This is a genomic window from Roseomonas sp. HF4, assembly GCF_005222755.1.
Taxonomy (GTDB): Bacteria; Pseudomonadota; Alphaproteobacteria; order Acetobacterales; family Acetobacteraceae; genus Neoroseomonas.
On sequence record NZ_STGD01000006.1, the window covers coordinates 147,675 to 170,774 of the forward strand.

A 23,100-nucleotide genomic window follows, 5' to 3' on the forward strand; every position below is an offset into this window, starting at 1 on the left:
TCGCCGTGCCGTGCCGCGGGCAGCCTGGGCTCAGGTGGGGCGCCGCCACAACGAAGCGATTCATGTCACGCGCCAACGGGCGCCGGATGTGCAACGCTTCAGATCGGTCCATCCGGCGCGACGCCAGGATGCGCCGGTTGAAAGCGAAATCTTGCCGCCCTCGGTGACGACGGTATCGTCGCACTCTGCGGCAGCGGGCCGGGATGGAGGCGCAGCGGCGTGACATACGACCAGACCAACCGGATTCTCGCGATCACGACGGATCTCGGCGACAACAAGGCCGTGCTGACGGAGGTCGATGGGGAGGACGCCATCTCCCGCCCCTTCCTGCTACGGATCGCCTTCGCGACCGAGGAGCCGGCATCGGCGGTCAAGGCGCTGCTCGGCACCGGCGTCACGCTCTCCTTCGGCCGGCCGGGGGATTCGGATGTCGGGCCGACCGGCATGGAGCGGCGGCCCTTCCATGGCCGGATCTGCCGCCTGACGCGCGGCTTCGTCAGCCGCGGCGAGGCGACGGAATGGCGCGCCGAGGTGGTGCCCGACATCTGGTTCATGTCCCGCACGACCGACTGCTGCATCTACCAGAACAAAACGGTGCCCGAGATCATCGAGGACAAGCTCGGCAAGCACGGCGTCACCAACTACGAACTGCGCCTGACCGGCAGCTACCAGCCCGTCGAGTACTGCGTGCAGTACCGGGAGACGACGCTGAACTTCATCTCGCGGCTGATGGAGCAGTCGGGCATCTGCTTCTGGCACGAGCATGAGGAAGGCACGCATACCCTCGTCATCAGCGACATCAACAACAACGCGCCGCTGGCGCCCTGGCCGGACCTGCCGATCGGCGGGCGCCGCGACAGCGCCGCGATCCGGCGGCTCGACGAGGAATTCGCCGTCCGCTCGCACGGGCGCGTGCTGCGCGACTACAACTTCGAGATGGTCGACAAGCTGCCGGTGGACGTGCCCACCACGAAGGAGGTCGGGCCGGCCGGCTTCTCGGAACTCTACGACTATCCCGGCCTCTATCAGGAAAGCGGCCCGGGCCGCGACATCGCCGAACACCAGATGGAAGCCGACGAGGCGCTGCACCAGCGCCTGCGCGGCGAGAGCGGCGTCGCCGGCCTCGATGCCGGCCTGCGCATCAAGATCGAGGGGATCGACGACAGCGAGGTGCTGGTCACCGAGGTCCGCCACAGCGGCCAGGACTACAGCCACTGGACGGCCAACATGTGGGGCCGGCGCGAGCCGGTCGAGCCCTCCTACGCCAACACCTTCGTCTGCATGCCCAAGGCCGTGCCCTTCCGGCCCGAGCGCACCTCCCCCAAGCCCTTCGTGCAGGGGCCGCAGACCGCGATCGTGACCGGCCCCTCGGGCGAGGAGATCCACACCGACGAGCACGGCCGCATCAAGGTCGCCTTCCACTGGGACCGGCTCGACCCGTCCGACGACACGTCGTCCTGCTGGCTGCGCGTCTCGCAGGGCTGGGCGGGGTCGAGCTACGGCCAGGTGCACATCCCGCGCATCGGGCACGAGGTCATCGTGGACTTCCTGGAAGGCGACCCCGACCGACCGATCGTCACGGGGCGAGTCTACAACGGCAACAACAAGCATCCCTGGTCGCTGCCCGCGAACAAGACGCAATCCGGCATCAAGACCGACAGCTCGCTCGGCGGGGGCGGCTCGAACGAGATCCGCTTCGAGGACAAGAAGGGCTCCGAGCAGATCTACGTCCACGCCGAGAAGGACCTCGACAGCGAGGTCGAGAACAACGAGACGCGCAAGGTCGGGCTCGCGGGCACCGGCAACCGCACGACGGACATCAAGAACGACGAGACACTGACGGTCGGCGGCAACAAGAAGACCGACGTGACCGGCAACTTCGACGAGACGATCATGGGCAAGGAGACGCGCAGCGTCACGGGCGACGTCTCCGAGACCTTCATGGCGAACGAGACCCGCAACGTCATGGGCTCGATGAAGGAGACCGTGATCGGCACCGTCACCCAGAACGTGACGGGCAGCATGTCGCAGACGATCATCGGCGGGCTGACCGTGACGACCCCGGCGACGGTCTCGATCACCGCGGCCGCCGGCATCACCCTGACCGCGCCGGCGGGCATCAAGCTGGTCGCGCCGGGCGGCAACACCACGATCGACAGCTTCCTCGAGAGCATCGGCAACATCAACCGCGACAGCTTCGGCATGGCGATCGCCGTCAACCTGACCAAAATGGACATCAACGGCCTCGCCATGGCCAAGGTCCAGACGAAAATTGAGAACGTGAAAATAGCGATGGCGAAGGTCGACATGGCGTATAACGACGTGCGTGTGGAAGTCTCGAAGAACGTCATGAAGGCGACCCAGAGTTCCACCATCCTCCACCGCGCCGCCATGCACATGCTGCTCTAGGCGGGGGCCAGGCTGGTGCATCCGCCATGAGGGTCGTCAAGCCGCTCTGCGTCGGCCTCATGACGCGCCCGTTCGAGAACCAGCGGCGCTTCTATCTTGGCGTCGCGGTGCTCTGCTTCGTCCCCCTCGGCACCGAGGAGGCGCTGTTCTCCGAGGCCGGCATGTGGAAGATGCTGGGCGAGGAACTGCCGCCCGAACAGCCGCTCGACCTCGTGGTGCCGAAGCGCGTCGCGGAATACCTGGTGCTGGGCCGCGCCTTCGCGCCGGGCGGCACGCCCATGCAGGCGGTGCGCGTCACCGCGCGCGTCGGCGCGCTGAACAAGTCCCTGATCGTGGTGGGCGACAGCTACGAGGATGGCGGGCGCCTGATCCCGCCGGTGCCCTTCGCCGACATGCGGCTCGACTGGACGCGGGCCTATGGCGGGCCGAAGCACGCCGAGAACCCGATCGGCCGGGGGATGGAGGAGATGGCGGTGCCGGGGGTCGGCCTCGTCGTCCCGCGCCCGAACATCGAGGACCCGGCGGTGGCGCCCGAGCACCGGCGCCGCCGCACCGCCGGCTTCGGCCCGATGGACCAGGCCTGGCCGCAGCGCGCGCGCTTCGCCGGCACCTACGACGACCGCTGGCTGCGCGACGACTTCCCGGGCTTCGCGCGGGACATGGACTGGCGCTTCTTCAACGCGGCGCCGGCCGACCAGCATTTCCCGGGCGCGCTCGCGGGGACCGAGGACTACGCCTTCGAGAACCTCCACCCCGATGAGCCGGCGCTGCAGGGGCGCCTGCCCGGCCTCGCGCCGCGCTTCTTCATCGAGCGCAAGGGCGCCGCGGGCAGCCTCGAGGAAGTGCCGCTCGGCCTCACCACGCTGCTGTTCGTGCCGCATCGGCGTCGCGCCGTGCTGGTCCATCACGGCGTCGCCGAGATCGCGGAGGAAGACGGGCGGGACATCCTCTGCGCCGTCGCCGGCGTGGACCGCGCCGCGGCGCCGCGCCCGGCGTCGCATTACGACGCGGTGCGCGTCGCCCGCGCGGATCCCGACAAGGGCCCGATCCTCGCGATGCGCGAGAGCGACCTGGCGCCCAAGGACATGCTGCGCCCCGACCCCGACATGGAGGCGATGAACAAGCTCCTCGCGAGCCAGAACCTGCTCGCGAAGAACGGTCGCCGCGATTCCGAGGCGCGGATCGCGCGCGCCCGCGCCATGGTGGCCGAATACGACCTCGATCCGGACGAGCACGGCCCGGGGCTGCTGCCGCCCGACCCGCCGCCGCCCTCGCTCGACGACCTGCCCGCGCGCATCGAGCAGGCCTTCGAGGACGCCCGCAAGGCCGAGGCCGCCGCCGAGGCGGCACCGCAGATGAGCGACGAGGAGCTCGAGAAGACCCTCGTGGGCAGCGGGATGACGGTGGCGCAGGTCCGGGCCGAGCACAACGAGCAGCCGACCGGCCCGCCGACCTACACCGCCGAGCGCCAGCGCGCGGACCTGCGCCAGACGGCCGTCGAGGTGCGCGCCGCCGGCGGCGACGCGAGCGAGATCGACGAGATCCTCGCCGACCCGATGATGAATTCGCTCTGGGAGCAGAGCGAGCGCGAGCAGCGCAACGCCTACCTGATGGCCGCGCACCACCAGGGCCCGGCCCGCCAGCTCAGCGACCGCCGGTCGCAGGCGCTGCGCACGACCGACCTGCCCGCCCGGGGCAAGAACCTGGTGCGCATCAACCTCTGCGGCGCGGACCTCTCGGGCATCGACCTGTCGGGCGCGGACCTGACCGAGGCCTGGCTCGACGGCGCCAACCTCGAAGGTGCCAACCTGACCGGGGCGATCCTCAAGGACACGGTCCTGTCGCATGCGCGCCTGGCCGGCGCCCGGCTCGACCGGGCGCAGATGACGGGCGCCAACCTCGGCGCCGCGCGCGCCGCCGGCGCGGTGCTGGATGGCGCGGTGCTGCGCAACGCCGTGCTGGCCAAGGCCGACCTCACCGGCGCGTCGCTGCGCGGCGCGGACCTCGAGGGGGCGGACCTGATGGAGGCGCGGCTCGACGGCGCGGTGCTCGAGGGGGCGAAGGCGCCCTCGGCGCTGTTCATGCGCCTGAACCTCGCCGGATGCCTTGCGGCGCGTGCCGCGTTCGAGAGCGCGACCTTCCTCGAATGCGACCTGCGCGGCATCGACTTCAGCGGCGCCAATCTCGCCGGCGCCGCCTTCCTGACCTGCGACCTGCGCGGCCTGCGCGCGCCGGGCGCGGACCTCCGCAAGGCGGTGCTCAACAACGGCTGCGACCTGACCGAGGCCGTGCTGGAGGGCGCCGACCTCAGGGCCGCGAACCTGCGGGGCGCGATCCTGGCCCGCGCGATGCTCTCGGGCGCGAAGCTGGCCGACGCGGATCTCTCGGACGCGGTGCTCGAGGATGCGCAGATGCAGAACGTGAGCGCGCCGGGCGCCCGCTTCGTGGTGGCCGACCTGCGCCGCGCCGTGCTCGCGCGCGGGGACTTCATGCGCGCGGTGCTGCAGCGCGCCGACCTGCGCGGCGCCGACCTGACGGATGCGAGCTTCTACGAAGCCGACCTCGCGCGCGTGAAGACGGACGGGACGACCCGCTACCAGGGCATCCTGCAGACGCGCATGCGCCTGCGGCCGCGTGCGGAGCCCGCCCGATGACGCGCGACGAACTCGAGCGCGCCATCCACGGCGGCGAGGTGATCAGCCGCGCCTCCTTCGCCGGCGTGGCGCTGGACGGCGCGAAGCTTTCCGGCGGCGTCTTCGAGGCGGTCGATTTCTCCGGCGCCAACCTCGCCGGCGCGACCTTCCGCGAATCCATCCTCACCGGATGCCGCTTCGACGGCGGCAACCTCGCGGGCGTCGATGTCGGCCAGGCGGTGCTCGACAAATGCTCCTTCCGCGGCGTGCAGGCGACCGGGTTCAAGGCGGTCGCGGTGCAGGCCGGCGGCAGCGACTTCGGCGCCGCCATGCTGGAAGGGGCCGACCTGACGCTCGCGATGATCGCGCGCTGTCGGTTCGAATGGACGAAGCTCGGCGGCGCCAATCTCGACAAGGCGACGCTGGCGGAATGCGCGACGATGGGCGCGGACTTCACGCGCGCCCGCCTGCCCGAGGCGGCGCTCATCGAGCCGGACCTGACGCGGTCGAGCATGGCCGGGGCGCAGTTCTTCCGCACCGTGCTGCTGAAGGCGAATCTCGCGGGGCGGAGCCTGGCCGGCCTCGCCTTCCCGCAGTGCCAGTTCATGGAGTCCGACCTGACGGGCTGCGACCTCACCAACGCCGACCTGCGCCAGGCCGGCTTCGGCAAGGCGAAGCTCGATGGCGCGCGCCTCGACGGCGCGCGGCTCGCGCAGGCGATCCTGATGGAGGCGAGCCTCGCGGGCGCGAGCCTCGTGCGGGCGGACCTCACGAGTGCCACGATCTCGGGCGCCATCGCGCCGGAGGCGGATTTCTCGGGCGCGCGGATGTACCAGTGCATCGCCATCGGCCTGAAGGCGCCGCGCGCCCGCTTCTCCGGCGCCGACCTCACCTATGCCGATTTCAGCCATGCCGAGGTCGAGGGCGCCGGCTTCGACGGGGTCACCTTTTCCCGCACCGTGATGCATGCGGTGCGCGACGGCGGCGCGGACCTGGCCGGCCGGCGCGGCGTGATGCCGCAGGACCAGGAGCGCCACACGGCGGAGGGCTGGCACGCACGATGGCGCCAGCCGCAGAAATGACGGGCCCGCGAGCCAGGAGAGCAGCACCATGACCGCGTTCACACCGTTCCAGACCCTCATGACCCAGGGAGCCCTGCCGCGCAGCGCCGAGGTGCTGCAGCGGGAGGGCGCGACCCTGATCGTCGGCGCCGGCGCCGAGCGCCTGCCCGCGCGCGTCGCCGCGAGCTGCCTGCTGGCGCCCGAGGAGGGCGACACCGTCCTGCTGGTCGAGGCGGCCGGCCGGCACTACGTACTCGCCGTGCTCGAGCGGCGCGCCGAAGGGCCGCTCAGGATCGCCGCCGAGGGCGATATCGAGATCAGGGCCGTGGGCGGCACGCTGGCCCTGACCGGCGAGAGCGCCGTCGAGGTCGCGAGCGGCGGGCGGATCACCGTCGCGGCGCCCGAGGCGAACTTCACGGGCACGCGCGCGACCTGGTCCTTCGCGGAGGTCGCGGGCATCGCGCGCAGCCTGACGGCGCATCTCGGCCGCATGAAGGTGGTGGGCGAAGCGCTCGAGACGGTTCTCGACCGCGTCCTGACCCGGACCAAGCGGAGCTACCGCTTCGTCGAGGAAGGCGACCATGTCCGCGCCGGCAGCATCGACCATCGCGCCGAAGGCAACATCCACCTGCGCGGCGAGAACGCCGTCGTGCATGCGGGCCGCATCGTCAAGATCGACGGCGGCCAGATCCAACTCGGCTGAGGAGGGCCTGGCATGTTCGCGAATTCGCAGATGGGCGGCCAGGACATGGGCTTCCCCGATGTCTGCCTGACCCCCGCGGCGCCTGCGCCGGTGCCGATCCCCTATCCCAACATCGCCATGGGCCCGACCGCCACGCCGAACCAGACGAAGGTGCTCATCATGGGCATGCCGGCGCACAATATCGGGACCACCACGCCGCTGACGAACGGAGACAATGCCGGTCTCGCGACCGGCGTCGCCTCGGGCACCGTGATGGGGCCGTCGCGGCACCTGACGGCGGCCTTCGTGACGCTGGTCAACGGCATGCCGCTGACCCGCATGACGTCGATGTCGCTGCAGAACAACACCAACTGCCCGGGCTGCCGGATCGCGCCAAGCCAGACCAAGGTCCTGGTGCTGACGCCATAGGGGACGTTCCGATCCAGCCGAACCGTCTGGCCGGGTAGCCCGGCGCCTTCACGCGGGCCGGCCTGGCGCCCATCTTGGCGTCATGAACCTGATCGCCCCCGGCTCCGTGCCGTTCATGCCGCCGAAGCGCCCCGCCCCGGCGCAGGAGCAGCGGCTCACGGTCGTCTCCCCCTTCGAGCCGAACGGCGACCAGCCGGCCGCGATCCGCAGCCTGATCGCCGGGCTGACGCAGGGGGAGCGCGACCAGGTGCTGCTCGGCGTCACGGGCTCGGGCAAGACCTTCACCATGGCGAAGGTCATCGAGGCGGTGCAGCGCCCGGCGCTGGTGCTCGCGCCCAACAAGACGCTGGCCGCGCAATTATACGGGGAGATGAAGTCCTTCTTCCCCGACAACGCGGTCGAGTACTTCGTGTCCTACTACGACTACTACCAGCCGGAAGCCTACGTCCCGCGCACCGACACCTATATCGAGAAGGACGCGCAGATCAACGAGCAGATCGACCGCATGCGCCATTCCGCGACGCAGGCGCTGCTGGAGCGCTCGGACGTCATCATCGTCGCCTCCGTCTCCTGCATCTACGGCATCGGCTCGGTCGAGACCTATTCGCGCATGGTCGTGAAGCTGGAACGCGGCGGGCGCATCGACCGCGACGCGCTGGTCAAGGGCCTGGTCGAGCAGCAGTACCGCCGCAACGACAACTTCTTCGCCCGCGGCACCTTCCGCATCCGCGGCGAGAGCGTGGACATCTGGCCCTCCCACCTCGAGGACCGCGCCTGGCGCATCTCCCTGTTCGGCGACGAGATCGACGGCCTGCGCGAATTCGACCCGCTGACCGGCGAGGTGACCGCCGAGATGGACCGCCTCTCGATCTACGCCAACAGCCACTACGTCACGCCGCGCCCGACGCTGACCCAGGCGATCGCCCACATCAAGGTCGAGCTGAAGGAACGGCTCGCGGAACTCGAGGCGGAGGGCAAGCTGCTGGAACGCCAGCGGCTCGAGCAGCGCACCATCTTCGACATCGAGATGATGGAGACGACCGGGTCCTGCAAAGGGATCGAGAACTATTCGCGCTACCTGACCGGCCGCCGCCCGGGGGACCCGCCGCCGACGCTGTTCGAATACCTGCCGGAGAACGCGGTGCTGATCGTGGACGAGAGCCACGTCACGGTGCCGCAGATCGGCGGCATGTACCGCGGCGACTATGCCCGCAAGACCATTCTGAACGAGTTCGGCTTCCGCCTGCCCTCCTGCACCGACAACCGGCCCCTGAAGTTCGAGGAATGGGAGGCGTTCCGCCCCCAGACCGTCTTCGTCAGCGCGACGCCAGGCCCGTGGGAGATGGAGCGCACCGGCGGCACCTTCGCCGAGCAGGTGATCCGCCCGACCGGCCTGGTGGACCCCGTCTGCGAAATCCGCCCGGTGGAAGGCCAGGTGGACGACCTGCTGGCCGAATGCCGCGCCGTCGCGCAGGCCGGCGGCCGCGTGCTGGTCACGACGCTGACCAAGCGCATGGCCGAGGACCTGACCGACTACATGACGGAAGCCGGCATCCGCGTGCGATACCTGCACAGCGACGTCGACACGCTGGAGCGCATCGAGATCATCCGCGATCTTCGGAAAGGCGTGTTCGACGTGCTGGTCGGCATCAACCTGCTGCGCGAGGGGCTCGACATCCCGGAATGCGCGCTGGTCGCGATCCTGGACGCCGACAAGGAAGGCTTCCTGCGGTCCACCACCGCGCTGATCCAGACCATCGGCCGCGCCGCGCGCAACGTCGAGGGCCGCGTCGTGCTCTATGCCGACACCATGACCAACAGCCTGCGCAACGCGCTCGGCGAGACGGAGCGCCGCCGCGCCAAGCAGCAGTCCTGGAACGAGGCGCACGGCATCACGCCGACGACCATCCGGCGCGAGATCGCCGACGTGCTGCGCGACGTGACGCAGGGCGACTACGTGACGGTCGATGCGGTGGAGGACGACACGGCGGCGCACTTCGTCGGCAAGGATCTGCGCGCCGCGATCGCCGATCTGGAGCGGAAGATGCGCGCCGCCGCGGCCGAACTGGAATTCGAGACCGCCGCCCGGCTGCGCGACGAGATCAAGCGCCTGGAGGCCCTTGACCTCGGCCTCGAGCCCAATGCCGCGGGGCGCTCGCTGCGCGACGCCACGCCCAAGGCGGACTGGGCGCCGAAGCCGCTCGGCCCGGGCGGCGGCGGGTACGACCCGAAGAAGGGCAAGGGCGCGCGCAAGCGACGCGGCCCCTGAACCAGGCTTGCCATGGACGGGGCAGGATTGCCCCCTTCCTGCCCGATCCCTGCCACACGCCCAGGTTGTACTCGCGCATCCGAAACCTGCCACGGAGTTTCGTCATGCGCTTCAATCATATACGAATCGCTACCCTTGCCATGCTCGCCCTGGGTGTATCCGCCTGCGCCGATCCGGTGGGCCAGCGCGCGCTGGTGGGCGGCGGCATCGGCGCCGCGGGTGGCGCGGCCATCGGCGCGCTGACCGGCGGCTCGCCGCTCGCGGGTGCGGCCATCGGCGGCGCGGGTGGCGCGGCCATCGGCGCACTGACCGCCCCGCGGCCGGCGCCGCGCGGCTACTACTACTGACGGGGGCAGCCTGGGGTTCCCGACCCGGCACGGTCGAGAAGGCGGGGGGGGAAGGGAATTTCTCCCCCCGCCCCCCCGCTACCCTCTTTGCAACGGGCGCCGATCCTTCGAGGTGCGGCGCCAGAAGCCAAGGAAGGGAGGGGTTTCGGGGGAGGTTCCCCTCCCCCGACCTTGCTGCCGCCATCACAGACCAGGACGACGGCCGGCCGGATGGCGCCCCGCTTCCCCGGCCGGCGCCGAGGGCCCATCATCGGCCCACCCATGGCCGATCTCGCCACCCTCGACCTCAACCTGCTGCGCGTCTTCGACGCCGTCGCGCGCGAGCGCCACGTCACGCGCGCGGCGCAGCGGCTGAACCTGTCGCAGCCCGCCGTCTCGAACGCGCTGGCACGCCTGCGGGCGGCGCTGGGCGACGAGTTGTTCCTCCGCCGTCCGGGCGGCGTCGAGCCGACCGAACTCGCCCTCGCGCTCGCGGGCCCGGTCGCGGAGGTGCTGGATCGGCTGCGCGAGACGCTCATCACCCACGCCCCCTTCGACCCCGCCACCGCCGAGCGCATCTTCCCGATCGCGCTGTCGGAATACGCGGAAGCGGTGCTGGCGCCGCCCCTGCTCGAACGTATGGGTCGCGAGGCGCCAGGCTGCCTGCTTGCCATCCGCCACGCCGACCGCACCAACACGCAGGCGCTCCTGGACCGCGGGGAGGCGGAATTCGCCGTCGCGGTGCTGCCCGAGCCGCCCGCGATCTACACGCGCATCCGCCTGCTGCCGGAAGCCTTCCTGACCCTGATGCGCCCGGGGCACCCGCTGGCCGCCGGCGTGCTCGACGAGGACCGGCTGATCGCCTTCCCCCACCTGCTGCATTCCGCCAACGGCTCTCGCGACGGCGCGCTCGACGTGGCGCTCGCGACACGCGGCAAGCGGCGGCGGCTTGGCGCCGTGGTCGCGCATCTCTCGGCGGTGCCGGACATCCTCGCGCGCACGGACATGGTCATGACGCTGTCGGCGCGGCTCGCGCGGCGCATGGCCGAGGCGCATGGGCTGGCGCTGCGCGAATGCCCGGTCGCGATCCGCCACACCCGGCTCTCACTGATCTTCCACCGGCGCTTTGAGAGCGACCAGGGCCATGCCTGGCTCAGGCGCATGATGATCGCGGTGGCGCGCGAGGTGCCGGCGGTCGAGGCGGGGGAGGCGCCGCCGGGCGAGGACGACTGACCCGGGGGAGCGCCTTACCCTACCCCGGACCCCCACCCGCCAAAGGCCGAAAGGGCCTTTGGAAACCGATACGAGGGGGCAGCCTGGACCGCGGCGGGCGCCTGCGCTCCGATAGGCGGATGGACGACACCTTCGACCACGTCATCGTCGGCGCCGGCAGCGCGGGGTGCGTGCTGGCCAACCGACTCTCGGCAGGCGGCGCCACCGTGGCGGTCATCGAGGCCGGCGGGCCGGACCGGCACCCCTATATCCACATCCCGGCGGGCTACGCCCGGCTGCTCGACCACCCGCGTCTGACCTGGGGCTTCCGCACCGAACCCGACGCCGCCACCGGCAACCGCGCGCTGGACTACCCGCGCGGGCGGGTCTGGGGTGGGTCGTCCTCCATCAACGGGCTCGGCCATGTGCGCGGGCACCCGTCCGACTACGACCTCTGGGCGCAGAAGGGCTGCACGGGATGGGGCTGGGACGACCTGCTGCCCTATTTCATGCGTCACGAGAGCTTCGCCGGCGGCGGCGAAGGCCGCGGCACCCAAGGCCCGCAGCCGGTCGAACACCTGGCCGAGCGTCCGGAACTGCTCGACCACTTCGCCGCCGCGGCGGGGGCGATCGGCCTGCCCGTCAACGACGACATGAACGGCCCGCGGCGCGAGGGGTTCGCGACCTTCCAGCAGACCCGCCGCGGGCAGCGGCGCGTCTCGGCGGCGCGCGCCTACCTGGTGCCGGCGCTGGCACGGCCGAACCTCCGCGTGATCGACCGCGCGCTGGCGCTGCGCATCGTGGTCGAGGACGGCCGCGCCACCGGCGTCGCCATCCGTCGCGGCGGCGAGGACCGCATCATCCGCGCCCGCTTCGGCGTCATCCTCTCGGCCGGCGCGATCGGCTCGCCGCACCTGCTGCAGCTCTCGGGCATCGGCCCGGCGGAGGTACTTGCACAGCACGGCATCGCGCCCGTGCTGGATGCGCCGGGCGTCGGGCGCAACCTGCAGGACCACTTCATCGCGCGCCTTGCCTTCCGGCTGACGGACCACCGCTGGAGCGCCAACCGCCGCATCGTCTGGCCACGCCTCGGGCTCGAGATCCTGCGCTGGATCACCCGGGGCAAGGGCGTACTGACCTGGTCGCCCGGCATGATGTCGCTGTTCGCGCGCACGGAACCAGGGCTGGAGGCGCCCGACATCCAGATCAACGGCGGCCCGCTCTCCTGGGCCGAGGGCCGCATCGGCGTGCCGGAGGCGGAGCCGGGCTTCACGCTGGGCGTCTGGCAATGCCGGCCGCAGAGCCGCGGCACCGTGACGCTGAAATCCCCCCGCGCGGAGGACGCGCCCGCCATCGCGCCGCGCTATTTGACCGAGCGCGCGGACGAGGCCTGCCTGGTGCGCGGGATGCGCCTCGCGCGGCGCTGGATGACGGCGGAGCCGCTCGCCGGTATCGTGGCGGGGGAGACGCGCCCTGGCCCGGCGGCGGAGACGGACGAGGCGTTGCTCGCCTTCGCGCGCGAGACAGGCGGCACGGTCTACCACCCGTCCTGCACGGTGCGGATGGGCGGCGATCCGGGCGCGCCGCTTGATGCGCGGCTGCGCCTGCGCGGCATCGCGGGGCTGCGCGTGGTGGATGCCTCGGTCTTCCCGGACATTCCGGTCTGCAACATCAACGCGACGGTGCTGAGCGTGGCGGAGAAGGCGGCGGACTTGGTGGCGGAGGATATGCGGGGGTGACCCCCTGAAGGTCGGGGGAGGTGAACCTCCCCCGAGCCCCCTCCCTTCTCTGGCATCTGGCGACGGGTCTGCGAGGTCCGGGTCCTGGGGAAGAAGTTCCCTTCTGCCCCCGCCCTGCCTCACGTCACTCCCGCGGCCCCGGCGCCAGCACCTCGCGCTTGCCGACGTGGTTCGCCGGCCCGACTACGCCTTCCTTCTCCATCTGCTCGATGAGCTTGGCAGCGCGGTTGTAGCCGATGTTGAGGTGCCTCTGGACGAAGGAGGTGCTGGCCTTGCCCTCCCGCGTCACCAGCGCGACCGCCTGGTCGTAGAGCGACGCCTCCCCGTCCGTGTTTCCGCCGAGCATGCCGGGCAGCCCGCCGGCATCCTCGTCGAATTCCTCGGTCACTTCCTCGATGTAGGCGGGCTCGCCCTGCTCGCGCAGGTACTCGACCACGCGCTCTACCTCGTTGTCGGTCACGAAGGGGCCGTGCACGCGCGTCACGCGCCCGCCGCCGGCCATGTGCAGCATGTCGCCCTGGCCGAGCAGCTGCTCCGCGCCCTGCTCGCCAAGGATCGTGCGGCTGTCGATCTTGCTCGTCACCTGGAAGGAGATGCGGGTCGGGAAGTTCGCCTTGATGGTGCCGGTGATGACGTCCACCGAAGGCCGCTGCGTGGCCATGATCACGTGGATGCCGGCCGCGCGCGCCATCTGCGCGAGCCGCTGCACCGCGGCCTCGATCTCCTTGCCGGCCACGATCATCAGGTCGGCCATCTCGTCGATCACCACCACGATCATCGGCAGCGGCTCGAGCGCGAGGGGCTGTTCCTCGAAGACCGGCCGGCTGGTGTCGGGATCGAAGCCGGTCTGCACGCGGCGCGTCAGCACCTCGCCGCGCGCGCGCGCCGCCGTCACCTTCTCGTTGTAGCCGGCGATGTTGCGCACGCCCAACTGGCTCATGGCGCGGTAGCGGCGCTCCATCTCCCGCACGGTCCATTTGAGCGCGCCGATCGCCTTGGGCGGCTCGGTCACCACCGGCGCGAGCAGGTGCGGGATACGGTCGTAGACCGAGAGTTCCAGCATCTTCGGGTCGATCATGATGAAGCGGCACTCGTCCGGCGACAGCCGATACAGCAGCGACAGGATCATGGTGTTGATCGCGACCGACTTGCCCGATCCGGTGGTGCCGGCGATCAGCAGATGCGGCATGCGCGCGAGGTCGGCGATGACCGGCACGCCGCCGATATCCTTGCCGAGCGCCAGCGGCAGGCGCCCCTGGTTCCGGCCCCAGCTCTCGTCGGCGAACATCTCGTGCAGGAACACGGTCTCGCGCTTGGCGTTCGGCATCTCGATGCCGATAACGTTGCGCCCTGGGACGGTGGCGATGCGCACCGCCACCACCGACATCGACCGCGCGATGTCGTCGGCCAGCCCGATGACGCGCGAGGATTTCGTCCCCGGCGCCGGTTCCAGTTCATACAGCGTGACCACGGGCCCGGGCCGGATCTCGGCGATGCGCCCGCGCACCCCGTAGTCCTCGAGCACGCTTTCCAGCATGCGGGCATTGGCCTGCAGCGATTCCTCCGACGGCCGGCCGGTGCGCCGCGCCGGCGCCTCGGTCAGCAGGTCGAGCGGCGGAAGGCGGAAGCCCTCGGTGCCGAGGTCGAGGGCGCGCTGCTCCGGCGCGCGGCGCTCGTGCGCGGCGGCGATGACGCGGGTGCGGGCGGTCGGCCGCTGCTGCCCCGGCACGGGCTCGGTGCCGCGGCGCACGTCGCCTTCCTCGCCCGGCAGGGGGGCGGGCGGGGCGGCGGGGCTCGGCGGGATGGCGCCGGCCGCCTCCTCCGCCGCGCGCAGCATGGCGCCGAGCGGCACCGCCTGCGGTTCGCGGCGCAGCATCGCGCCGGCGCCGGCGCGGGCGCGGCTCAGCCGGCCCGCCAGGCGGGCGAAGACACCCGGCCGGGGCGGGCGCGCGGGGCGGAGCGGCTCGGGCTCGGGCTCGGCGTCCGGCCGGCGGATCGCCGCGGCGCCCTGCCGGGCCACCTCGACCGCCGCCTGGCCGGCCCCGACCGCGACGCGGCCCGCGCCGCGCCATTCGCCGACCGTCAGCCCGCAGGCGATGAAGACCGACCCCACCGCGGCAACCGCCAGCACGCCATTCGCCACCAGCGCCCCGAACGGCCCGAAGGTGCCGGAGAGCCCCTCCACCGCCGCGGTCGCGAGCAGCCCGCCGAAGGCCCCGCCGGGCCCGGCCGCCACGGGCACGCCGGCCGGCAGCGGCAGCAGCGCGGCGGCGGCGGCGGCCAGCGGCAGCCCCGCCAGCAGGCCCCCGAAGCGCGCCGCCAGCGAGCCCATGCCGCGCTGCGTCGCCAGGCGGAAGGCCCAGGCCAGCATGGCCAGCGCCGGCAACGCGCCCGCGAAGCCGAAGGATTGCAGCAGCAGGTCGGACACGATGGCGCCCGCCGGCCCCGCGAGGTTGGTCGGTGCCCGCCCCGTCGCGGTGTTCAGCGACGGGTCGGCCGGATCATGGCTGCCGAGCGCCACCAGCAGCGCCATGGCCGCCAGCGCGACCAGCAGCCCCAGCACCTCGAGCCCGCGCCGCCGCAGCACAGCGCGCACCGCCGGGGAGGCGAAGCGCCGCGGGGCGGCGGAAAAGCGGCCAGGGCTGCGGGAAGCGTCGGACAAGGCGGCACGGGGCATGGGCGGGCAGCGTTCAGGTGATGTGACAATCCTACACGCGAAGTGCCTCGGACGCATCGCTTTCGGGCATGGAAGCCACACCGGAAGGCCCCAGGCGTGGCGCCGCGGCCACGCTTGCCCCTATCGTGCCGGTGCCGGCGCCGCCAGCCCGGGTGTCTCCAGCGCGCCCCGGATACGGCGGCTGAGGGCGACGACCACGATGCCGATCGAGAACAGGCACCAGATCGCGGGCATCTCGTTCGGGTTGGAGGTCAGCAGCCAGGCCAGCCCCGGCCCGACGAGCAGGTGGAACAGCACGAAGCGCCAGGCCCCGTAGGCCAGCGGCAGGAAGAAGGCGGCCAGCATGTAGGTCGGGAAGCCGCCGAGCGCCCAGTGCACGTCCCGCAGCGGCGCCAGCAGGTCGTTGCGCGGGATGTCCCAGGCGATATGCCATTCGCCGCTGGCGACGCAAAGCGGGCTGCCGCAGAGCACCGACCCCGCCGGGCAGGTCCCGGCCCAGGCGAAGGGGTAGAGTTGCAGCAGCATCACCGCGGCCGACACCCCGCAGCCGATCCAGACCGCGACCCGCAGCGTCGGCGACGGCGCCGCGCGCACCAGCGTCATCGCGAAGGCGTTGATGAAGAAGGGCTGGAAGGCGATGTGCAGGTACGACAGCAGCGCCGCGGACTGGTTGGCCGGCGTGCCGCAGGCATCAACCGCCGCATGGCCCGCGACCTGCAGCGCCTCCATCAGCGTGAACCAGGCGAGCGTCGCCGGCACCGCGGGGGGTGCGCCTCGGCGGAGGGTGACGGCGGTCGCAGCGCTTCCGGCCGCGACCATCGCGACCGTCGCGCCCATGGACCAGCACATCGGCGCGCCCTCCCCCCTGCCAAGCGGCGGCGCCGAGTGTCGCAGAAGCGCACGCGCTGTCATCCCGTGCGCCACAGGCAGAACGAAGGCTTGAGCCGCGCGCCCCGCGGCGGCAGGCTGCGGCGATGGCAAGCGCCGGGTTCGACTTCCTGCCGGACAGCATCGACGCCGTCGCGCGTGGACGCATGGCGGCCGGCGCGCTGCCGCTGCGCGCGCCGGCCGGCACGGTGCTGTTCCGCCCAGGCGACCCCTGCCGCGGCTTCGTGCTGCTGCGCCGCGGCCAGGCGCGCGTGGACCTGATCGCCGAGGATGGCCACGCGCTGCTGCTCTATCGCGTCGAGCCCGGCCAGGCCTGCGCGATCACCACCTCCTGCCTTTTCGCCGGGGAAGCCTATTCCGCCGAGGGCACCGCCGAGACCGACTGCGACGGGCTGCTGCTGCCCGCCGCGCTGTTCGCGGCGCTGGTGGAGGAAAGCCCCGGCTTCCGCCGCTTCGTCCTCGCCGGCTTCGCCGCCAGGCTCGGCGCGCTGATGGGACGGATCGAGGACCTGTCCTTCCGCAGCGTGGATGCGCGCCTCGCCGCCTATCTGCTCGGCCGCGCGCCGGGCGTCGTGGCGGCGACGCAGCAGGGCATCGCGGCCGACATCGGCACGGCACGGGAGGTGGTGAGCCGCCGCCTCGCGGCCTTCGCGAAGGCCGGGCTGGTGCGCACCGAGCGCGGCGCCGTCGCGGTCCTCGACGCCCCCGGACTGATGCGGATCAAGGACGGCACCGCCGCCCCGTGACTTGATCACCGACGGAATGGGTCAGCGCCTGCGAATGAAGGCACAGCCGGGCATCTCCGGCATGATCCACCGGCGCCCGGCGCCGGACAGAGGCAAGGAGCAGCGCGATGAACTGCAACGTGGGTGGCGTGGACCGTGGGCTCCGCATCGTGGCGGGGCTGGTGATCCTGGCGCTCGGGCTGGCGGGGCCGCTCGGGTGGTGGGGGCTGGTCGGGCTGGTGCCTCTGGCGACCGGCGTGTTCCGCTTCTGCCCGGCCTATTCGCTGCTCGGCATCCGGACCTGCGCGGCCGCCGACCGGGCGGCCTGAGGCACGTTGCCCGGGCAGGCGGCGCCCGCCCCGGGTCAGTCCTCCGCGAGGCGGAGGATAAGCGGCGGCGTCGCCTCCGCCCCGGGCGCCGGGACGGCGGCGACCGCGACCCCGCCCGGCACCGCCCCCAGCGTCAGGCGCAGCGCGCCGCCCGCGGGCAGATCCACCGCCGCTTCACGCACCAGGTTGAGGATCTCGGCCCGCACCTCCGGCGACGGCGATGCGACGCGCGGCAGGCCGGGCGGCACCGCCACCTCGACCTCGCGGCCGGGGCCGAGGGTCAGCACGATCAGCGGCCGCAGCAGCGCGAGCAGCTGCGCGGCGTCGGTCCCCTCGGCCGTGGCAGGCGGGGCGGCGAGGGCGACGTAGGCCTTGAGCAGCGCCTCGAGCCGCGTCGTTGCGTCGCGCATGCGTTCGGCGCGGGCGCGGTCGCGGTCGGTCGGCGCGGTGCGCAGCAGGATGTCGATGGTGCCCGACAGCGCCGCGAAAAGGTTGTTCGCCTCATGCCGGACCGGCACGGCGAGGCGGGTGAGATCGTCGAGGGGCGCGGTCATCTGTGCCTTGCGTCGCTGCGGAAGGACGGAGACGCGCCGTCGCTCGCCCCGGGCCAAAAGATAGACCATCTCCGTCCCCCAGACCCGCCCCGTGCGCGGGTCCGGCCGGTCCCGGGGCGCGCGGCGGCGCGCCTGCGGAGGGGGGGCGCCCGGCCCGGTATCAGGCACCCGTCGGCCAGGCATCGGGGCGCCGGTCCGCGCGTCAGGCCGTGGCGCGCCAAGCCGGCACCCGCACGCCGAACGGGTCGAGTGCCCGGCCCTGCCGAAGAAGTTCCAGCCGCCGCCGCGCGCGACGCGCGCCACCATCGGCGAAGCGGCCGTCCGGAACCGGGGCTGATACGCAATGCAGGAACACGCGCGGACTCGCCGTTTTTCGACGACCCGATATGAACCAGAAGCCGCGCGCCTGTCTTCGGTAATTTCTCTACCGTCTCTCAACGACTCCGCCACTTTACCGCGAGAACAGCAAAGGCCTGGACGATCAGAACATCACTCGCGCGTGACTACTCGGAATCCGAGAAACCGAGGGCACGGCGCACCATCCGGGTCGTCCATTTCCTCGTTCTGAACGCCTCGTTTTGAACGCATGAGCTGAATCCGGGCTCAAGGCGTGCCCAGGAAGACCCCGAGCAGCGCCACCACCTCTGCCGGCCGTTCCTGCTGCACCCAGTGGCCGGCACCCGGCACCGCATGCGTGCCGCGCCAGTCCGCGCAGGCCTCCGTCTCCATCCGCCGCAGCGCGCCCGGCGCCTGCTGCACGCCCCAGTCGCGCGCGCCGCCGATGAAGCAGGCCGGCACCTCGATCCGCCGGCCGGCGAAGGCCTCCATCTCCATGTTCGTGCCGGTGAAGCGCGTGCGGTACCAGTTGAGCCCGCCCTGGAAGCCCGTCCGCCCGTATTCGGCGGCATAGACGGCGAGTTCGTCCTCGGTCAGCCAGGCGCAGGACGCAACCTCCGCGGCGGAGGGCATCGCGTGAGCCACAGTCTCCGGCATCGTCTCGGCCGTATCCATCACGTAGTAGGTCGGCAGCTTCGCTAGTTCATCCGCCGTCCAGCCGGCCAGCGGATGGACCTCGTTGCCGGCCCAGTCGCCCGACTTGTGGTGGTAGTAGGCGCGCAGGAAATCGTGCAGCCCCTGCGGCGCGGCCAACAGGTCGCCATTCGCCGGGCGCGTCGCGTAGTACCAGTGGTAATGCTTGCGCGGCCGCGGCAGTGCGGCGAGGTCGGCCGCGATGTCCCGCGCCGGCGCACGCAGGCTGGACCCGATCGCGGGTGGGCCGGCGAAGGGCGCGCTCATCAGCGCCACGCGGCGGAACACGTCCGGCCGGACCAGCGCGCAATGCGCCGCGACGGGCGATCCGAAATCATGGCCGACCACCGCATGCACATGCGGGACGCCGAGCGCGCCGAGCAGCGCCAGCTGGTCGCGGATCAGGTTGAGCAGGGCGAAGGGCCGCAGGTCCGCATCATAGGCATCGGACCAGCCCGTGGTGCGGCCATAGCCGCGCTGGTCGGGCGCCACGACGTGGAACCCCGCCTCGGCCAGCGGCACCATCACGCGGCGCCAGGAAAAGGCGAGTTCCGGGAAGCCGTGCAGCAGCAGCAGCACCGGCCGGCCGGCCTCGCCGGCCTCGAGCACGTGCATGTCCATGCCGTTGATCCCGGGCACCATGCGGGCGCGGATGCCCGTGGGCAGGGTCGGGTGGCTGAGCGGTTCCATGGGCGGTCCTCCTGGCGGCGCGCGCATCCGGCCCGCGAAGCGCGGGGCTGGCAAGCCCCGCCGGTTTGACGCGGGCGCGGGCGGCGACGACCCTGCCCGCCATGCGGGATGGAATCGCCTGGTCGAACGACCTTCTCACCCTGGCCGCGCGCTTCGCGGGCCGCACCGCCGTCACGGACGGCACGGCGCAGATGGGCTTCGCGGAGCACGCCGCGCGCGCCCATGCGCTGGGCCACCGGCTGCGCCAGGCCGGCGTGATGCCGGGCGCGCCGGTCGCCACACTGGTGCCGAACGGCGTGGACGCCCCCTGGGTCAGCGCGGGCGTCACGATCGCCGGCGCCGCCGAGGTGCCGGTCAACGCCCATTCAACCGACGAGGAACTCGCCTGGTTCGCAGCGCTCGCGGGCTTCCGCCGCGTCATGGCGCCGGGGCGGCAGGCGGCGCGGCTCACGGCACTCGGCTTCGAGCCCTGGGCGGTCGAGGACATCGCCCCCGACCCCGCGCCGCGCGCGCTGCCGCCGGTGCCGTCCGAGGCCTGGGGCCGGCTGATCTTCACCTCCGGCACCACCGGCCGGCCGAAGGCGATCGTGCACACCCATGGCGGGCGCTGGACCGCGCACCTGCTGCAGCGCGCCGTGCTGCCCTTCACGCCGGGCGCGGGCGACCGCGTGCTGCTGATGACGCCCTATGTTCACGGCGCCTCGCTGATCGCCGCCGCCTGGCTCGAACAGGGCGCCGAGGTGGTGCTGCAGGACGGCGTCCGCGCCGAGGCGGTGCTGCCCGTGCTGGAGGCACGGCCGGCCGCGATCTTCGCCCCACCCACCGTGCTGGCCAAGATCCTGTCGCTGTTTCCCGGCCGGCGGTTCGCGGGCGTGCGCTGCATCTTCACCGGCACCTCGACGCTGTCGCGCGCCTTGTGGCAGCGCGCCGCCGAGGCCTTCGGCCCGGTCGTGCGCGTGACCTACGGCATGAGCGAATGCTTCAACCCCATCACGGTGCTGGAACCGCCCGAGGTGGCCGAGGCGATGGCCGAGGCGGAGGACGGCCTCGGCGCCTGCCTCGGCTGGCCGGCGCCTGGGGTGGAGGTCGCGATACGCGCCGAGGACGGCGCCGCGCTGCCGCCCGGCGAGGCCGGCGAGATCCACCTGCGCGCCCGGCACATGAACGCGGGGACCATCTCGGCCACCGGGTTCGCGCCGCGTGCGCCGGGCGCCTGGCACCGCACCGGGGACCTCGGCGCGATCGACGCGCGCGGGCGGCTGCATCTCTCGGGCCGCGCGGCGGACGTGATGAAGTCGGGCGGCTATCGTGTCCATCCCGGGGAGATCGAGGTGGCGCTCGACGGCGCCGCGGGCGGGCGCGCGATCTGCGTGCTCGGCCTGCCCTCCGACTACTGGGGGGAGGTGATCGTCGCGGTCGCCGAGGCGCCGCCGCCGGGCTGGGAGGCCGAGGCCGAGGGCCGCGTCGCCGCGCTCGCGCGTCCGAAGCGGCCGCGCGCCTGGCTGGCGCTGCCGGAGTTGCCGCGCAACGCCCAGGGCAAGGTGGTGCGCGCGAAGGTGCGCGATGCCGTGCTCGCGGCGCTGGTGCTGGAGGACGGGCCACACCCGCGCATTGTTGCGCGCGCGCCGCAGGCGTGACGCCGCTCACCCGATCTTCACGCCACAAGCGGAAAACGGCTTGCCCGCGCCACCAGCGGCGCGACACTCGCCGTTGACTGCCATGCCCGAGGAGAATCCACGATGCTTTCCAGACGCGTGATCGCCGGCGCGGCGCTGCTTGCTGCGCTTGGCGCCGGCGGTGTCGCCGCCCAGAACTTCAACCTGCCGCCGTCCTTCGGCACGGCCAACCTCCGCTTCAACTTCGCCCCCGACCCCTACGTGGTGAACGTGACAGCGGGCGGCACCATCCCGGCCGAGCGGATCGGCGGACCGGGCTGCGTCGGCGCCATCGCGCAGGCGCCGGACGTGCGGCTGAACTACCAGGCCGGCGGCGGGCTGCCGCTCTGGATCGGCGCGCGGTCCCGGGCCGACGTGACGCTGGTGGTGAACCTTCCGAACGGGCGCTGGATCTGCAACGACGACTTCCAGGGCACCGACCCCGGCCTGGTCTTCCCGAACCCGATGTCCGGCCAATACGACATCTGGATCGGCAGCTACGACCGCGGTCGCGGCATCCCGACGCAGGTCTTCTTCTCGGAAGTGCCGCCGCGCTGATCGACCTCGCGGCGCCGGTCGGGCAGCCCCGCCCGGCCGGCGCCGCCCGTGCCTGTCCGCGCCCGCGCTTCGCCGGGTCTTGCCGGGCGCCACGCGGCATGCTGTTGGATCGACCGCCGGGCCAGTCACCATCCAACAGCGAAGGAACGCGCAAGCATGCGCAGGATCCTGGGCGCCGCCGTGGCGCTCCTTGCTCTCATCATGCCCGGCCTTGCCGCGGCGCAAGCCCCCTGGCCGAGCCGGCCGATCCGCCTTGTCATCCCCTGGCCGCCGGGCCAGGCGACCGACCTCGCCGGGCGCGTCATCGCGCAACGGCTCGCCGAGCGCCTTGGCCAGCCCGTGGTCGCCGAGAACCGCGCCGGCGCCGGCGGCACGATCGGCACGGATGCGGTCGCGAAGTCGGCGCCGGACGGCTACACGCTGCTCGCCGCCTCCTCCGGCCCCTACACCATCGCGCCGCTGCTACAGCGCCTGCCCTACGACACCACGCGGGACTTCGCGCCGATCGCGATGTTCGGCGTCTCCCCCTACCTGCTGGTGGTGAAGCCGGATTTCCCGGCGCGCACGACGCAGGAATTCATCGCGGTCCTGCGCGCACGGCCGGGGCACCACACCTTCGGCTCATCCGGCCGCGCAGCGACGGCGCACCTCATCATCGAGGCCTTCAACGCGCGCGCCGGCATCGATGCGCTGCACGTGCCCTTCGCCGGCAGCGCGCCGTCCATGACCGCGCTGCTCGGCGGCCAGATCCACTACTCGATCGAGACCCTCGCGGCGACGAGCCCCCTGGTGCGGCAGGGCACGCTGCGGGCGCTCGGCATCTCGCTCGCGGAGGGCAGCACGCTGGTGCCCGACATCGAGCCCCTCGCGCGCGTGCCCGGCCTCGAAGGCTTCGACGCCGGCGCCTGGGTGGGACTGGCGGCGCGCGCGGGCACGCCGGCCGCCATCCTGGACCGGCTTGCCGAGGAAGTCGCGGCCGCCATGGCCGATCCTGCGGTCCGGGCCCGCTTCGAGGGCATCGGCGTCGAGCCGGTGCGGCGCGGTGGCGCGGCCTTCGCCACCTACCTGGCCGAACAGCGCGCGCTGTTCCAGGGCATCATCGAGCGGCAGAACATCCGGCTCGACTGACCGAGCGAGACACCGGCGGTCGAAGACATCGACTGCCGGTGTCATACCAACGGCACGAGGCTTTCACTCGTGCCGCGGCCGCGGATGCGGCTCATCGGAACCTCGGC

The 23,100-nt window shown here is 72.4% G+C and carries 18 protein-coding genes; 14 read left to right on the plus strand and 4 right to left on the minus strand.

Annotation, left to right across the window (positions count from 1 at the left end):
• Nucleotides 1-219: 219 nt before the first annotated feature.
• The 9 genes from E8M80_RS11450 to E8M80_RS11490 all read left to right on the plus strand — a co-directional run bounded on the left by E8M80_RS11450 (nucleotide 220) and on the right by E8M80_RS11490 (nucleotide 12,760).
• Nucleotides 220-2,409 (plus strand): type VI secretion system Vgr family protein, encoded by a 2,190-nt coding sequence (locus E8M80_RS11450; protein ID WP_170979347.1) that lies wholly within the window; start codon nucleotides 220-222, stop codon nucleotides 2,407-2,409.
• 26 nt (nucleotides 2,410-2,435) lie between these two features.
• Nucleotides 2,436-5,063: a DUF2169 domain-containing protein gene (locus tag E8M80_RS11455; RefSeq protein WP_137125826.1), complete on the plus strand. Its 2,628-nt coding sequence runs from the start codon at nucleotides 2,436-2,438 to the stop codon at nucleotides 5,061-5,063.
• Complete coding sequence (locus tag E8M80_RS11460; protein ID WP_137125827.1) at nucleotides 5,060-6,124, plus strand: pentapeptide repeat-containing protein; 1,065 nt, start codon at nucleotides 5,060-5,062, stop codon at nucleotides 6,122-6,124. The genes E8M80_RS11455 and E8M80_RS11460 overlap by 4 nt, the downstream gene beginning before the upstream one ends.
• Nucleotides 6,125-6,152: 28 nt before the next feature.
• Nucleotides 6,153-6,806, plus strand: a complete 654-nt coding sequence (locus tag E8M80_RS11465) for a DUF3540 domain-containing protein (protein ID WP_137125828.1) — start codon at nucleotides 6,153-6,155, stop codon at nucleotides 6,804-6,806.
• Between the two features lie 12 nt (nucleotides 6,807-6,818).
• Nucleotides 6,819-7,214 carry a DUF4150 domain-containing protein gene (locus E8M80_RS11470; RefSeq protein WP_137125829.1) on the plus strand — a complete coding sequence of 132 codons (396 nt, stop codon included), beginning with the start codon at nucleotides 6,819-6,821 and terminating at the stop codon, nucleotides 7,212-7,214.
• Between the two features lie 82 nt (nucleotides 7,215-7,296).
• Entirely contained in the window at nucleotides 7,297-9,483 is a 2,187-nt protein-coding gene (gene uvrB / locus E8M80_RS11475) for an excinuclease ABC subunit UvrB (protein ID WP_137125830.1), read from the plus strand.
• Between the two features lie 104 nt (nucleotides 9,484-9,587).
• Complete coding sequence (locus E8M80_RS11480; RefSeq protein ID WP_137125831.1) at nucleotides 9,588-9,830, plus strand: hypothetical protein; 243 nt, start codon at nucleotides 9,588-9,590, stop codon at nucleotides 9,828-9,830.
• Nucleotides 9,831-10,091: 261 nt separating this feature from the next.
• The gene (locus E8M80_RS11485; RefSeq protein ID WP_137125832.1) at nucleotides 10,092-11,042 is read left to right on the plus strand and encodes a LysR family transcriptional regulator; all 951 of its coding nucleotides are present in this window, start codon (nucleotides 10,092-10,094) and stop codon (nucleotides 11,040-11,042) included.
• Between the two features lie 119 nt (nucleotides 11,043-11,161).
• Nucleotides 11,162-12,760: a GMC family oxidoreductase gene (locus E8M80_RS11490; protein ID WP_137125833.1), complete on the plus strand. Its 1,599-nt coding sequence runs from the start codon at nucleotides 11,162-11,164 to the stop codon at nucleotides 12,758-12,760.
• Nucleotides 12,761-12,884: 124 nt separating this feature from the next.
• Here E8M80_RS11490 and E8M80_RS11495 read toward each other — a convergent pair whose 3' ends face one another.
• Nucleotides 12,885-15,437, minus strand: a complete 2,553-nt coding sequence (locus tag E8M80_RS11495) for a DNA translocase FtsK 4TM domain-containing protein (protein ID WP_137125834.1) — start codon at nucleotides 15,435-15,437, stop codon at nucleotides 12,885-12,887.
• A 120-nt stretch (nucleotides 15,438-15,557) separates the two neighbouring features.
• Nucleotides 15,558-16,286, minus strand: a complete 729-nt coding sequence (locus E8M80_RS11500; protein WP_137125835.1) for a DUF5765 domain-containing protein — start codon at nucleotides 16,284-16,286, stop codon at nucleotides 15,558-15,560.
• A gap of 125 nt (nucleotides 16,287-16,411) precedes the next feature.
• Here E8M80_RS11500 and E8M80_RS11505 point away from each other — a divergent pair, with 125 nt between their 5' ends.
• Nucleotides 16,412-17,071, plus strand: coding sequence for a Crp/Fnr family transcriptional regulator (locus E8M80_RS11505; protein WP_137125836.1), 660 nt, complete (start codon nucleotides 16,412-16,414; stop codon nucleotides 17,069-17,071).
• A gap of 107 nt (nucleotides 17,072-17,178) precedes the next feature.
• Entirely contained in the window at nucleotides 17,179-17,379 is a 201-nt protein-coding gene (locus E8M80_RS11510; RefSeq protein ID WP_137125837.1) for a DUF2892 domain-containing protein, read from the plus strand.
• 35 nt (nucleotides 17,380-17,414) lie between these two features.
• Here E8M80_RS11510 and E8M80_RS11515 read toward each other — a convergent pair whose 3' ends face one another.
• Complete coding sequence (locus E8M80_RS11515) at nucleotides 17,415-17,933, minus strand: hypothetical protein (protein ID WP_137125838.1); 519 nt, start codon at nucleotides 17,931-17,933, stop codon at nucleotides 17,415-17,417.
• A gap of 603 nt (nucleotides 17,934-18,536) precedes the next feature.
• Nucleotides 18,537-19,652: an alpha/beta fold hydrolase gene (locus E8M80_RS11520; protein ID WP_137125839.1), complete on the minus strand. Its 1,116-nt coding sequence runs from the start codon at nucleotides 19,650-19,652 to the stop codon at nucleotides 18,537-18,539.
• Nucleotides 19,653-19,753: 101 nt separating this feature from the next.
• Here E8M80_RS11520 and E8M80_RS11525 point away from each other — a divergent pair, with 101 nt between their 5' ends.
• From E8M80_RS11525 to E8M80_RS11535, 3 genes are all read left to right on the plus strand, one after another.
• Nucleotides 19,754-21,289, plus strand: coding sequence for a class I adenylate-forming enzyme family protein (locus E8M80_RS11525; RefSeq protein WP_137125840.1), 1,536 nt, complete (start codon nucleotides 19,754-19,756; stop codon nucleotides 21,287-21,289).
• Nucleotides 21,290-21,391: 102 nt separating this feature from the next.
• Entirely contained in the window at nucleotides 21,392-21,865 is a 474-nt protein-coding gene (locus tag E8M80_RS11530; protein WP_206035619.1) for a peptidase S1, read from the plus strand.
• A gap of 156 nt (nucleotides 21,866-22,021) precedes the next feature.
• Nucleotides 22,022-22,993 (plus strand): tripartite tricarboxylate transporter substrate binding protein, encoded by a 972-nt coding sequence (locus E8M80_RS11535; RefSeq protein ID WP_137125841.1) that lies wholly within the window; start codon nucleotides 22,022-22,024, stop codon nucleotides 22,991-22,993.
• Nucleotides 22,994-23,100: the final 107 nt, after the last annotated feature.

What these genes read in the sequence shown, in the direction of transcription:
- E8M80_RS11455 (WP_137125826.1), top strand. Translation starts at nt 2,436, where the DNA reads ATGAGGGTCGTCAAGCCGCTCTGCGTCGGCCTCATGACGCGCCCGTTC.
- E8M80_RS11460 (WP_137125827.1), top strand. Translation starts at nt 5,060, where the DNA reads ATGACGCGCGACGAACTCGAGCGCGCCATCCACGGCGGCGAGGTGATC.
- E8M80_RS11465 (WP_137125828.1), top strand. Translation starts at nt 6,153, where the DNA reads ATGACCGCGTTCACACCGTTCCAGACCCTCATGACCCAGGGAGCCCTG.
- E8M80_RS11470 (WP_137125829.1), top strand. Translation starts at nt 6,819, where the DNA reads ATGTTCGCGAATTCGCAGATGGGCGGCCAGGACATGGGCTTCCCCGAT.
- uvrB (WP_137125830.1), top strand. Translation starts at nt 7,297, where the DNA reads ATGAACCTGATCGCCCCCGGCTCCGTGCCGTTCATGCCGCCGAAGCGC.
- E8M80_RS11480 (WP_137125831.1), top strand. Translation starts at nt 9,588, where the DNA reads ATGCGCTTCAATCATATACGAATCGCTACCCTTGCCATGCTCGCCCTG.
- E8M80_RS11485 (WP_137125832.1), top strand. Translation starts at nt 10,092, where the DNA reads ATGGCCGATCTCGCCACCCTCGACCTCAACCTGCTGCGCGTCTTCGAC.
- E8M80_RS11490 (WP_137125833.1), top strand. Translation starts at nt 11,162, where the DNA reads ATGGACGACACCTTCGACCACGTCATCGTCGGCGCCGGCAGCGCGGGG.
- E8M80_RS11495 (WP_137125834.1), bottom strand. Translation starts at nt 15,437, where the DNA reads ATGCCCCGTGCCGCCTTGTCCGACGCTTCCCGCAGCCCTGGCCGCTTT.
- E8M80_RS11500 (WP_137125835.1), bottom strand. Translation starts at nt 16,286, where the DNA reads ATGTGCTGGTCCATGGGCGCGACGGTCGCGATGGTCGCGGCCGGAAGC.
- E8M80_RS11505 (WP_137125836.1), top strand. Translation starts at nt 16,412, where the DNA reads ATGGCAAGCGCCGGGTTCGACTTCCTGCCGGACAGCATCGACGCCGTC.
- E8M80_RS11510 (WP_137125837.1), top strand. Translation starts at nt 17,179, where the DNA reads ATGAACTGCAACGTGGGTGGCGTGGACCGTGGGCTCCGCATCGTGGCG.
- E8M80_RS11515 (WP_137125838.1), bottom strand. Translation starts at nt 17,933, where the DNA reads ATGACCGCGCCCCTCGACGATCTCACCCGCCTCGCCGTGCCGGTCCGG.
- E8M80_RS11520 (WP_137125839.1), bottom strand. Translation starts at nt 19,652, where the DNA reads ATGGAACCGCTCAGCCACCCGACCCTGCCCACGGGCATCCGCGCCCGC.
- E8M80_RS11525 (WP_137125840.1), top strand. Translation starts at nt 19,754, where the DNA reads ATGCGGGATGGAATCGCCTGGTCGAACGACCTTCTCACCCTGGCCGCG.
- E8M80_RS11530 (WP_206035619.1), top strand. Translation starts at nt 21,392, where the DNA reads ATGCTTTCCAGACGCGTGATCGCCGGCGCGGCGCTGCTTGCTGCGCTT.
- E8M80_RS11535 (WP_137125841.1), top strand. Translation starts at nt 22,022, where the DNA reads ATGCGCAGGATCCTGGGCGCCGCCGTGGCGCTCCTTGCTCTCATCATG.